1 protein-coding gene is annotated in these 14,015 nt (G+C 66.3%); it reads right to left on the reverse strand.

Annotated elements, in window-relative coordinates; translation table 11 throughout:
- Positions 1-91 precede the first annotated feature (91 nt).
- Positions 92-13,957 (reverse strand): non-ribosomal peptide synthetase, encoded by a 13,866-nt coding sequence (locus CHB96_RS27070; protein ID WP_089252189.1) that lies wholly within the window; start codon positions 13,955-13,957, stop codon positions 92-94.
- Between the last annotated feature and the right edge of the window lie 58 nt (positions 13,958-14,015).

Consider the following 14,015-nt stretch of genomic DNA (forward strand, 5'->3'; position numbering starts at 1 on the left):
GCAAACGCGTATGCATTTGCGCGGGAGGGCAGGGCAGAACGCACGTCGGGCGCACACGCGTGTGCGTGTGCGCCCGACGGGAAACCGAGAACTACGACGCGGCTGGGCGTCCGAAAGGCTTCTCGCCGACGAAGACCGTCACGCCGTCCTGGTCGTCCACCGAATCCGCGGGGTCGGTGACGACGACGGCCGTGAGGTCCTCGAAGTCCTCTCCGCCGAACTCGCCTGCATCGGCAGACGGCACGAACGCGTGTGTCACCCACTCGTCGAGCGCGATGTCGACCAGGTCGCCGTCGCTGTCTCGAACCGGAACGACCCACGCAGCGCCGACGACGGCAGCCGCCAACAACGCCGATACCTGCCACGCGTCACCGGCGTCGGGTGAGGCGAGGAAGCGCGACTCGAAGCTTGCACCGTATCGACCCCCGGCGTCGGTCAGATCCGCGACGACCCGGCTCTGCCCGAGCACGGTCTCCGATCCGTCGGCCGCGAGTACGACGACAGCAGGATCCTCGAGTCCGAGCAATCGCGTGCGCTCCGAGTACGCGATCGGCCGCGGCGACGCGGCCGCCACCGCATCGACGACGTCCTGGTCGTCGATCACGATCGAGTCCACTCCATCGGCGATGTCGTCGGCGCTGCGCCGAATGACCACCGCGGCAGTGGATTTCGTCGGATCGGAACCGGGCTCGTCGACGACGACCGCAGCACCGGCGAACGTCGTCGCCAACACTGCGACGGCCCACTCGACCGACACTGGAACGATGACCCGGACTCGGTCACCCGGTCCGACACCGCGGCCGACGAGTACACGAGCGAGTCGAGCCGCGCGGCCCTCGACGGTCAGATACGACAGTTCCTCACCATCGACGGCAATCGCCGGAGCGTCCGGATCCAGCTCGACGACCGAACCGATCACCTGCGGAAGCGATCTCTCCAACGCGACCGACGCTGCCGGTGCAGCGTCCGTCGACGGCGCTGCATGCGCCTCGGTGAGTGTCCGCTCGTGTTCACTCATGATGTCGATGTCGCCGACGATCGCGAACGGGTCTTCGGCCACCGATCGCAGGATCCGCGTGAACCTCTCCCCGAACGAGCGTGCGGTCCGTTCGTCGAACAGATCCGTTGCGTAGAGCAGCGATCCGAACAATCCGGCGGGGTTCCCGTCGGCGTCCGTGCGCGGTTCGACGGTGAACTGCAGATCGAACTTGGCCCCCAACTCGCCCGCGTCCACTCCCTCGACAGTCAGCCCCGGAAGTTCGAGACGGACCCTCTCCAGGTTCTGGAAGGACAGCGCCACCTGAAAGATCGGGTGACGCGCCTGCGAGCGAGCGGGTACGACCGCGTCGACGACGTTCTCGAACGGCACGTCGGCATTGCCGAATGCGCCGAGGTCGGTCGCCCGCGCCTCGTCGACGAGCCCGGAAAACGTTCCGCCGAAATCGATGTCGGTGCGCAGCGGAAGCGTGTTGACGAACATGCCGACCAGGTCGTCCAGCTCGGCCGCTCCCCTGCCCGCAACGGGAGTTCCGACGACGACATCGCCGCTTCCGCTGAGTCGTCCGAGCAGCACCGCCAGTGCCGCGTGCACGACCATGAACAACGACGCGCCGCGGTCACGCGAGAAGTCCGCGAGACGTGCGTGCGCTTCGGCGTCCAGATCGAATTCGACCGAGCGCCCCTGCATCGACTGCGTCGCCGGACGCGGACGATCGGTCGGCAGATCCAGTGCATCAGGAATACCTGCGAGTGCCGTCGCCCAATACTTCAGCTGTTCCGCCGCAACCGAATCCGCGTCGTCGATTGCCCCGAGAACGGTCCTTTGCCACAGTGCGAAGTCCGCGTACTGAACGGGTAGTTCCGCCCAGCCGGGCACCCGCCCGTCGACCCTCGCCGAGTAGGCGACCATCACGTCGCGCGCCAACGGAGCAATCGACGCTCCGTCCGCCGAAATGTGGTGTACGACGAGCGCAAGGATGTGGTCCTGAGCGGCAAGTCGAATAAGACCCACGCGTACCGGCACCGCGTCTGCGACGTCGAACCCACCGAGTACGAGTTCGGCTACCGCGTGGGTCGCGTCGTCCTCACCGTCGACGGCGCGCGGCTGCAGATCGAACGTGACGTCCGCGGGAGCGAGGATGCGCTGCTGCGGACCGTCGGCGTCGGAAGGATAGATCGTGCGTAGGGACTCGTGCCTGGCGACGACGTCGGCGACCGCGAGACCGAGCGCGTCGACGTCCAGATCACCGGTGAGCCGAACGGCCAACGGGATGTTGTACGCACCCGAGTCGGGATCGAGGTGGTTCAACACCCACATGCGTTGCTGTGCAAGGGAAAGCGGGATCCGCTCCGGACGCGAACCGGCGACCAACGCGGGCCTGACACCCGTGCCTATCAGATCGAACACCGCTGCAGCGAACGCCGCCACCGTCGTCGCGTCGAAGATGGTCCGCACCGGAATCTGCGCATTCAGCGCGGCACCGACGCGAGACACGACCTGCGTCGCGACAAGTGAGTTGCCGCCGAGCGCGAAGAAGTCGTCGTCGAGCCCGACCTCCCGAACCCCCAGAACCTCCGCGAACACTCCCGCCACCGTGCGCTCGACATCGGTGCCAGGCGCACGGAACTCGGCTGCTTCGACGACCGGGTCCGGCAACGCCTTTCGATCGAGTTTGCCCGACGGCCCGAGCGGCAGCGCGTCGAGGACGAGCACCACTGCAGGCACCATGTACTCCGGTAGCACCTCGGACACGGACGATCGAACCTCGACCACGTCGACCGAATGACCTGCCGCCGCAACGACATACCCGATCAACCGATCTCCGCGCACCAGCACGACCGCCTGCGCGACGGAGTCGTCCGTCGCCAGAGCCGATTCGATCTCCCCCAGTTCGATGCGGAGGCCGCGCAGTTTGACCTGAAAGTCCGATCGACCGATGTACTCGAGTTCGCCGTCGCGGTTGTACCGCACCACATCTCCGGTGCGGTACAACCGTTCGCCGGCCTCGCCGAACGGATCCGCGACGAACCTGTCGGCCGTCAGATCAGGACGCGACGCATAGCCGCGAGCGAGCTGGACGCCCCCGAGATAGAGCTCACCGACCGCACCGACCGCCACCGGCCGCAACCGCGCATCCAGCACGTAGACCTGGGTGTTGAACACCGGCCGTCCGATGGGAACGCCTGCCGTGTCGGCGGCAGTGACCTCGTGATACGTCACGTCCACCGCAGCTTCGGTCGGCCCGTACAGGTTCACCAGTCGAGCCGACGGCAGCACAGCGGACAGAGCACCCGCGGTCGACGACGGGAGCGCCTCACCGGAGGCGAACACCCATCGCAACGTCCCCGCCGCCGACGCTGCCGGCTCGGCTGCGAACACACCCAACATCGACGGCACGAAGTGCGCGACCGTCACGCTCTCGGCCTCGATCAACTGGGCCAGATACACCGGATCGCGGTGGCCCTCCGGTCGTGCGAGCACGAGCCGGGCTCCGATCTGCAACGGCCAGAACAGTTCCCACACCGACACGTCGAACGTCGTCGGTGTCTTCTGTACGACGCGATCCGCAGGCGTCAGCGCGTACTCGGCCTGCATCCACACGAGTCGGTTGACGATCGCGCGGTGCTCGATTGTGACGCCCTTCGGCTTGCCCGTCGAACCGGACGTGAACAGCACGTACGCGGCGTCGCGCGGTGTCAGCGGCCTGGTGCGCTCCGCGTCCGTCACGGGCGCGTCCGAGAACTCGTCCACGTTCAGCTCGTCGACGACGACGGAAGTACCTCCACCGAAGTCCCCGCGGTCACGCGTCGTCGTGAGAGTCAGTGCGACGCGGGCAGTGTCGAGGATGTAGGCCACGCGATCGGTCGGCTGTGTCGGATCCACCGGAACGTAGGCGGCGCCGGCTTTGGCCACCGCGTAGATACCGATCATCAGCTCGAACGACCGCCCGATCGCGACGGCCACCGTCGACTCGGGTCCGACGCCCTGGCCGATCAGGTACCGTGCGAGTCGGTTGGCGCGTGCATCGAACTGCTGGTAGGTGATCGTGTCGCCCTCGAACGTCAGCGCGTGGGCATCCGGCGTGCGAGCGACTTGCGCGTCGAACATCGACACCAACGTCGCCGACGCGTCGAGCGGGTGCTCGGTCGCATTGACCGTGCTCAGCAACCAGTCTCGCTCGTCGACGTCGACCAGTTCGATGTCGCCGACCGCCGTCGCACTGTCGGACGTGACTGCCTGCAGCACTGCAACGAACTGGTGCCCGAGCCGTTCGATGGTCGCCGAGTCGAAAAGATCCGTCGCGTAGACGATCTCGACGGACCGCCCGCGTGTGCCGTCCGGTTGTTCGTGCGGTTCGGAAACCGTGACCTGCAGGTCCATCTTCGCGACAGCGGAATCGAAGTCGACCGCGGATGCGGTGAGCCCCGGCAGTTCGAACGACGACGACGAGAAGTTCTGGAAGGTAAGCAGCACCTGAACGAGTGGATGCCGCCCCTGCGCACGGGGCGGATCGAGAACCTCGACAACCCGCTCGAACGGCAGATCCGCATGCGCGAACGCGGACAGATCGACCTCGCGTGCCTGCGCCAGCACATCACGGAAACTGTGCGCGCCGTCGATCTGCGTGCGCAATACCAGCGTGTTTACGAACATTCCGATGACGTCGTCGAGCGCGGCTTCACCACGCCCGGCTACCGGCGTTCCGACAGCAATGTCGTCGCTGCCGGAAACCCGTGACAGCAGCACTGCCAGGGCCGCATGCACGACCATGAACGCCGTGACACCGTGTGCAGCGGCTACTCGATCGATCGCGGCGGTCGTGGCCTCGTCGAGTGTCAGCGTCTGCGACGCGCCCCGACCGCTCGACGAGCTCGGGCGGGCCCTGTCGACCGGCAGTTCGATTTCGTCCGGTAGCCCCGCCAGCACACTGGTCCAGTACGTCTCCTGCTTGCTGATCAGGGACGTGACGTCGTCGGGCGTACCGAGAACCTCGCGCTGCCACAACGCGTAGTCGGCGTACTGCACAGGTAGAGGCGACCAAGCCGGCTCTTCGTCGCGCGCGCGAGACACGTACGCGGTGATCACGTCCCGCATCAGCGGGATCATCGAGAAGCCGTCTGCTGCAATGTGATACGCGACGACGACGAGGACATGTTCGTTCTCGCCGACGCTCAGAAGCCGAATGCGCAGCGGCGTCGCACGGGTGACGTCGAATCCCTGGGTGACGATGGACGTGACCACCTCGAACAGCGCCGACTCGTCGACCGTCTCGGCTCGAAAATCGGTGCGCCCGTTCGAGGCAGGCATGATGACCTGTATTCCGGTGCCTGCGGATTCCGGGTAGACCGTGCGCAGGATCTCGTGCCGTGCAACGACGTCGTCGATCGCCGCCGTGAGCGCGTCGACGTCCAGCGATCCGGACAACCGAACGGCCGCAGGAATGTTGTTGACGGCGGAGTCCGGGTCGAGTCGGTTGAGGAACCACATGCGCTGTTGAGCAAGTGACAGTGGGATCCGGTCCGGCCTCGGCATCGCAGTCAGTGCGACGCGTCCCCCGGTGTGCGTTTCGACGGCCGCGGCGAGGGCTTCGACGGTCGACGCCTCGAACAGAGTACGCACGGGGACAACGGAATCCAGTGCTGCGCCGAGCCTCGACACGACCTGCGTCGCGACGAGCGAGTTACCGCCGAGTGCGAAGAAGTCGTCGTCCAGCCCGGCACGTTCGACGCCGAGCACGTCGGCGAACACTCCGGCGACGATCTCCTCGATCGGCGTCGACGGCGCGCGGAACCGTCGCGTCGCGAATTCCGGTGCGGGAAGCGCTTTTCGGTCGAGCTTGCCGGACGTGTTGAGCGGGAACTCCTCGAGCACGACGATCGCACCGGGCACCATGTAGGTCGGCAAACTGCGACCCAGCGTCGTCCGCAGAGCATCGACGTCCACGGTCTCCGTTCCCGCCGGAACGACGTAGCCGACGAGCTGGTCGCCGGCGTCGGTCGGGACCACTGCAGCGGCCGACAACCCGACGGACGAGTGCGCGGCCAGCGCCGCTTCGATCTCGCCGAGTTCGATGCGCTGTCCGCGGAACTTCACCTGGAAATCGGTGCGTCCGATGTAGTCGATGGCCCCATCTGAGCGCCACTTCACGAGGTCGCCGGTGCGGTACATGCGTGCACCGTTCTCGGAGAACGGGTTCGCCACGAACCGATCCGACGTCAGGTCGACGCGCCCGTGATATCCGCGTGCGAGCTGAACTCCGGCCAGGTACAGCTCACCGGGCACTCCGACGGGCACCGGACGCAGTCGCGCGTCCAGAACGAACGTCGCCGAGTTCCATTCCGGGACACCGATCGTCACGGCCGTACCCGCTGCCGTATCGGTGACGTCGGCGTAGGTGATCGACACCGCCGCTTCGGTCGGCCCGTACAGGTTGTGGACCCGCGCCGTCGACACACGTGCGAAATCTCGGACCGCCTCACCGGGCAGCGCCTCGCCGATCACGAAGATTTGCTGCAGGCTCGCGATCGACGCACTTGTCACCGCTGCGGCGAAGACGGACAACATCGTCGGCACGAAGTCCGTGACGGTCACCGCGTTGCGTGAGATGACGTCGGCCAGGTAGGCCGGGTCACGATGCCCGTCCGGTGTCGCGAGAACCAAGGTCGATCCTGCCCGCAGCGGCAGGAAGAAGCCCCACAGCGAGACGTCGAACGTCGTTGCGGTCTTCTGCAGGTAGACGTCCGAGGAATCCAACCCGTACTCGGCCTGCATCCATTCCATCTGGTTGACGATGGCCCGGTGGCTCACGGCGACACCCTTGGGCTTGCCCGTCGACCCCGACGTGAAGATGACGTAGGCGACCGAGTCCGGCGATACCCGAGGTGTCGTGAACCTCGCGCCGGGCTCCGGACGCGTCGCCACGTCGACCACCGGAACCGACACCGGTGGCGTGAAGTCGTCCTCGGCCCTGGTCAGCACGCAGACCGGTGCTGCAGCGTCGAGGATGTAGCCGATGCGCTCGGCTGGATGGTCCGGGTCGATCGGAACGAATCCGGCGCCGGTGCGCAGCACGGCGTACATACCGACCACCAAGTCGATGGATCTCCGAACAGCAAGAGCCACACGCGTTTCCGGGGCGGCACCGGCAGCGGCGAGGACTGCGGCCACGTCGTCGACGCGTCGCGCGAAATCCCGGTAGGTCACCGATACGCCTTCGTAGACCAGAGCAGTGGCGTCACCGGACTCGGCGACGACGGCATCGAACCGGTCGAGAAGCAACGCCGCCGACACGTCGTGTTCGGTCGAGTTCCATCCGCGGACCAGGAGATCGCGTTCCGGTGCAGTCGTGACGGCGATGTCGCCGACGACAGATGCCGGATTCTTCGTGACTGCGCCGAGAACTCCGACGAACCGGGACTCGAGCAGCTCGATACCGGACAGGTCGAACAGGTCTGTCGCGTAGGTGAATTCGACCGACCAGCCGTCGCCGGACGGCTGCTCGGACACGGCGATCTGCAGATCGAACTTTGCCGTTCCGGCATCGAAATCGACCGCGGAGACGGTGAGATTCGGCAGATCGAGTTCTGATCGACCGAGGTTCTGGAAGAACAGCGCGACCTGGATCAGTGGGTGCCGGGCCGTCGACCGTGCCGGATCGAGAATCTCGACGAGACGTTCGAACGGAATGTCTGCATTGGCGAACGCCGCGAGGTCGTTTTCTCGGACCTGTGCCAGCACCTCGTCGAACTGCGCGGGACCGTCGACGCGCGTGCGCAGTACGAGAGTGTTGACGAACATGCCGATCATGTCGTCGAGCGCCGCGTCGCCGCGACCCGCGATCGGAGCGCCGACAGCGATGTCGTCGGTGCCCGACAGCCTCGCGAGCAGCACCGACAGGGCTGCGTGCACGACCATGAACGGCGTCGCACGCTGATCCGACGCCAAATCTTCGACGGCGCGGCGAAGCGACGCATCGATGTCGAATCGATGCGTGCGGCCGCGGCCCGACGCGACGGCCGGGCGCGGGCGGTCGAACGGCAGGTCCAACTGTTCCGGAAGGCCGGCAAGTGTGTTCTGCCAGAACGACTTCTGCGCCGACAGAATGGATTCGGAATCGTCCTCCGATCCCAGGACCTCGCGCTGCCACAGGGCATAGTCGGCGTACTGCACCGGCAACGGCTCCCAGTCCAGATCCAAGCCTGCGGCACGAGCAGTGTAGGCGCGCACGATGTCTCGGGTCAGCGGACCGAGAGAGTATCCGTCGGCCGCGATGTGGTGCGCAACGAACACAAGAACGTGTTCGGTCGACGAGACCTCGAACAGGCTGGCACGGAACGGCGCTCGGGTGGTGACGTCGAATCCGGCGAGCACGGTCTCCTCGATCGACGCGGCAAGTTGCTCCGCGTCGACAGGGATCGGTGCCAGATCGGGAATGACCGACCGGGTCGACACGACTTCTTGGAAACCGACACCGTCGATCTCCGGATACACCGTCCGCAACGACTCGTGACGCGACAGCACATCGGCGACCGCGACGTGCAGTGCATGCCGATCGAGCAAGCCGGACAACCGAATTGCGACGGGAATGTTGTTCACCGCGGATTCGGGATCGAGACGATTGAGGAACCACATGCGCTGCTGCGCCATCGACAACGGAACGTGCTTCGGCCGCTCACGGGGAGTCAGCGGGATTCTCGCGCCCTTACCCACTTCGGACTCGATGCGCACCGCGAGCGCAGCGACCGTGGCCACCTCGAACAGCAGCCGAACCGGGACCGTCGTGTTCAGAGCCGCACCGAGACGGGAGACCACCTGGGTCGCGATCAGCGAGTTACCGCCGAGTGCGAAGAAGTCGTCGTCCGCACCGACCCGCGGCACTCCGAGCACGTCACCGAAGACGGAGGCGACGATCTCCTCGACGGGTGTCGACGGTGCACGGAATGCACGCACCTCGAGTTCCGGTTCCGGCAGTTTCGCGCGATCGAGCTTGCCCGCAGCGTTGGTGGGCAGTGCGTCGAGAACGACGAACGCTGCAGGAACCATGTACGACGGCAACTCCCCCGCCAACGTCCGCCGCAGATCGTCCAGATCCACGGAACCGGGCGCCACCACGTACAGCACGAGTCGATCGCTCTTGACGACGGCGACCGCGTCGGTCACCGACGGCGCTGTGCGAGCGACGGTTTCGATCTCGCCGAGCTCGATACGAAGTCCGCGCAGTTTGACCTGGAAGTCGGTACGGCCGATGTACTCGAGTTCGCCGGACTCGGTCCAGCGCACGAGGTCGCCGGTGCGGTACAGCCGTCCGTCGCCGAACGGGTCGGCGACGAAGCGTTCGGCGGTCAGCCCCGCCCGACCGTAGTAACCGCGGGCGGTCTGCACGCCGGCCAGATAGAGCTCACCCGCGACGCCGACGGGCGTCGGGCTCAGCCGTCCGTCGAGCACGTAGGCGGCGGTGTTCCAGACCGGGACCCCCATCGGGGCAGTCGTGTCGTGCAACTCCGAGCCTGTCACGCCCGCGACCGGACGAGACGTCGCATGCACGGTGAACTCGGTGGGCCCGTAGAGGTTGTGCACCTGCGCATCGGTCGCGCGCGCCAACGCCGTCACGACGGACGTCGGCAGCGCCTCACCGGCCAACTGCACCAACCGGAGCGACGACGCGTCCCGAGAAGCGATCTCGGCGGTGAAGACCGGGACCATCGACGGAACGAACGACGTAGCCGTGACGCCGTACCTCTCCACGACGTCGGCCAGGTATGTCGCGTCGCGATGGCCGTCCGGCTGGGCGACGACCAACTGCGCGCCCGCGGCGAGAGCACCGAAGAGTTCCCAGATCGACACGTCGAACGTGAACGGCGTCTTCTGCAGAATCACGTCGCGGCTGTTCACACCGTACTCGGCGACGATCCACGAGATCTGGTTGACGACCGCGCGGTGCGCCACGGCAACACCTTTGGGCCGTCCCGTCGAACCGGACGTGAAGATCACGTAGGCGAGCTGGTCCGGACGCGTCGGTGCACGGCGCTCGTCGTCTGCGAGTGGTTCGTCCGAGTATCCCGACAGCTCCAGTGTGTCGATCTTCACGACATTCGTTCGCGAAGCAGCGAATTCGTCACGCGAGACGGTCAAGACCACAGGGGCGTCGGACGTGTCGAGAATGTACTCGTTGCGCTCGGCGGGCTGATCGGGATCCATCGGAACGTAGGCGCCCCCGGCCTCGAGGACCGCGTACAGTGCGACGACCATGTCGAGAGACCGACGAATCGCCACGGCGGCCAACACGTCGGGACCGACACCGAGTGTCACGAGGTGGCGCGCGAGTCTCGCTACACGCGAGGAGAATTCGCGATAAGTCAGTGTCTCGTCGTCGAACGACAATGCCACCGCGTCGGGCGTACGCGACGCGGCCCGGTGGAACGCGTCGAGCAGCGTCGTATCGGTGACGTCGTGGCGTGTGTCGTTCCACTCCTGGAGAACCGTGGCGCGTTCGACGCTGTCGATCAGGTCGATGTCACCGACGACGACGTCGGCGTCTGCACTCACCGCGCCGAGAACGCCGATCAGCCGCGTCGCGAGAGCTGCGATGGTCGACTCGTCGAAAAGATCTGTTGCGTAGGTGAATTCGAGCTTCCACTGCGCGTCGCTGTCCGACACCGTGACCTGGAGGTCGGTCTTGGCGACGGCCGTGTCGAATTCGACCCCGGACACCGTCAGTCCCGGAAGTTCCAACGTCGTGGCGCCGAGGTTCTGGAAGACGAGCAGCACCTGGAACAGCGGGTGATGCGCCTGCGAGCGCGGCGGGTCCAGCACCTCGACGAGACGCTCGAACGGAACGTCGGCGTGGCCGAACGCGTCCAGATCGGTGCGGCGCACCGATGCGAGAAGATCGGTGAACGAGCTGCCCGTGTCCACGACGGCCCGAAGTACCAACGTGTTCACGAACATTCCGACGAGGTCGTCGAGAGCCTCCTCACCACGGCCGGCCACCGGTGTACCGACGGCAATGTCCTCGGTGCCCGACAACCGCGCAAGCAGTACCGACAACGCGGCGTGCACGACCATGAACGGCGTTGCACCGTGGGCGGTCGCAAGCGATTCCACACGACCGCGCAGCGATGCGTCGACCTCGGTCGAGTACGTTGCGCCTCGTCCCGACGCGACCGCGGGACGTCGACGGTCCGACGGCAGATCCAGCTGCTCGGGCAGATCCGCCAATGCGTCCCGCCAGTAGCGTTCCTGTGCGGAGATCAACGACTGCGGATCGTCCTCGGAGCCGAGAACCGCACGCTGCCACAGCGCGAAATCCGCGTACTGGACGGTGAGAGGCGCCCATCCCGGTGCGTTGCCGTCGCTGCGGGCGGCATAGGCGGTGACGACATCGCGTGTGAGCGGGAGCATCGAAAAGCCGTCTGCTGCAATGTGATGCGCGACGACGATCAGCACGTGCTCGGTAGGTGACACCTGCAGCAACCGCAGGCGCACCGGCACGTCGGCGGTGACGTCGAAGCCTTCGGAGACGACCTCGACGACGCGGCCGTACAGGTCGGCCTCATCGAGTCGTTCGGGGTGCAGGTCGGGAACGGCGTCGACGGTGTCGCGAACGACCTGACGGCCGACCCCGTCGACCTCCGGGTACACGGTACGCAGTGCTTCGTGCCGATCGACGACGTCGTAGACGGCCTCCTGCAACGCATCGACGTCGAGCAGACCCGACAGCCGGATGGCGACGGGAATGTTGTCGACGGCGGAACCCGGATCGAGTCGGTTCAAGAACCACATGCGCTGCTGCGCCATCGACAGCGGAACGACGTCGGGACGCTCACGCTTGGTCAACGGCTCCCGCGCTGCTGTGCCGTCCGATGTCGCGGACTGGACCAACTCGGCCAGACCGGCGACGGTCGGTGCGTCGAAGAAGGCACGGACGTCGACCTTGACCGACAGCTCCGCGCCGACGCGTGCGATGGCTCGCGTCGCACTCAGCGAGTTGCCTCCGAGAGCAAAGAAGTCGTCGTCGACGCCGATACGTTCCGCTCCGAGGATGTCCTCGAACACAGCGACGAGTGCGCGCTCGACATCGGTTGTGGGCTCGCGATATTCGGCGGTCAGACGCGTGACGTCCGGTTTCGGCAGGGCCTTGCGATCCAGCTTTCCACTGGCGTTCAACGGGAACTCGTCGAGCACGACGAAGACCGCTGGAACCATGTAGTCGGGCAAGCGGTCCCGGATACCGGCAGCAAGCGTGGCGGAGTCGGCCTCACCCGTCGTCGTGACGAGGTACGCGACCAACTGATCGTCGACGCCGGAGTCCGAGTCGTCGGACAGCACGACGACGACGGCCTGACGCACCGTCTCCTGCGCGAGCAGCGCTGCCTCGATCTCACCGAGTTCGATCCGTAGTCCGCGCAGCTTGACTTGAAAGTCGGTGCGGCCCAAGTACTCCAGCGCGCCTGCCGTGTTCCAGCGCACGAGGTCGCCGGTGCGGTACATACGCTCGCCTGCGTCACCGAACGGATTCGCGACGAATCTGTCGGCCGTCAGATCGGGGCGTGCGATGTAGCCACGAGCCAATTGCACGCCGGACAGGTAGAGCTCGCCGGGCACGCCGGGAGGTGTGCGGCGTAGTCCTTCGTCGAGCACATGAAGTCCGGTGCGCGGCACCGCGACACCGATCGGAACGGAGACCAGGTCGGAACTGTCCGTGCGGTGGTAGGTGACGTCGACTGCGGCCTCGGTGGGTCCGTACAGGTTGTGCAGTTCGGCGTCGAACACCTCGTGGAAGCGGGCCGTCGTCGACGCGGGCAACGCCTCGCCGGATGCGAAGACCTGTCGCAGGCTCGGGATCTTCTGCGCATCGACGTCGCCGTCGAACTGCGACAGGAACACCGACAGCATCGACGGCACGAAGTGGGCGGTCGTGACCTCGTGCGAGCTCATCGTCTCGGCGATGTACGCAGGATCTCGGTGACCGTCGGGGGCTGCGACGACGAGCCGAGCACCGGCCTGCAACGGCCAGAAGAACTCCCACACCGACACGTCGAACGTGAACGGTGTCTTCTGCAGCACCACGTCGTCCGCCGTCAGTGGGTAATCGGCCTGCCGCCAGTCGAGGTTGGCGACGATTGCCTCATGCGAGACGGCCACACCCTTCGGTCGTCCCGTCGATCCGGACGTGAAGATGACGTACGCGGTGTTCGTGGGCTCGATCGCAGCAGTGAGATCGTCGCCGACCGACTCGGACGTGTACTGCGACAGATCCTCCGTGTCGACGAGCAGTACCCGTACCTCGTCCGGCAGCGCGACGTCCTCGGTGGACGTGGTCAGGACGAGGGCAGGCTTCGCGATGTCGACGACGTACCGAATGCGATCGGCCGGGTGGCTGGGATCGATCGGCACGTAGGCACCACCTGCGACGGTGATCGCGTACATCGCGACGAGCAGGTCGACCGACCGGGAGATCGACAGACCCACCCGGACGTCGGGCCCGACGCCGAGGTCGACGAGACGACGCGCGAGGCTGTCGACCCGTACGTCGAATTCGGCGTACGTGAGTTCGGTGCCCTCGAACACGACGGCAACCGCGTCGGGCGTGCGCTTCACCTGTGCCAGGAACCGGCTCGCCAGAGTGTCGGCGGTGGGCGTCGCCGTGGCTTCCCCGAGTGCGTCTCTGGCGTCGGCGACGACGGTCGCAACGATCGCTTCGAGCCCGCCTTCGGCCGATTCGACGGCTCCCGGCGCGACGGTCGACAGGGCGAGCGGAACGAGAGCGTCGGCGCCGAGCACGCCACCCATGGCGGTGTCGAGGTTGCCGATCTCGCGGTGCAGATCCCCGTACGTGACGCTGGTACCACTGACATCGAGAGCTACTCGGTCCGCCTGACCTGCGGCGACCCGTGCAACCAACCCCGGTAGATCTTCGATCGCCGTCGACTGCGAACCGGACCCACCAGACACCATCAAATTCTTCCTCCCAGTCACCGCACGCGAAACCTCGATTATCGCAGCCGTCCGAAGC

Source organism: Rhodococcoides kyotonense (assembly GCF_900188125.1).
GTDB lineage: Bacteria > Actinomycetota > Actinomycetes > Mycobacteriales > Mycobacteriaceae > Rhodococcoides > Rhodococcoides kyotonense.

Bases quoted from the DNA above. Each gene is read 5' to 3' on its own strand.
- CHB96_RS27070 (WP_089252189.1), bottom strand. From the start codon at position 13,957: ATGGTGTCTGGTGGGTCCGGTTCGCAGTCGACGGCGATCGAAGATCTA.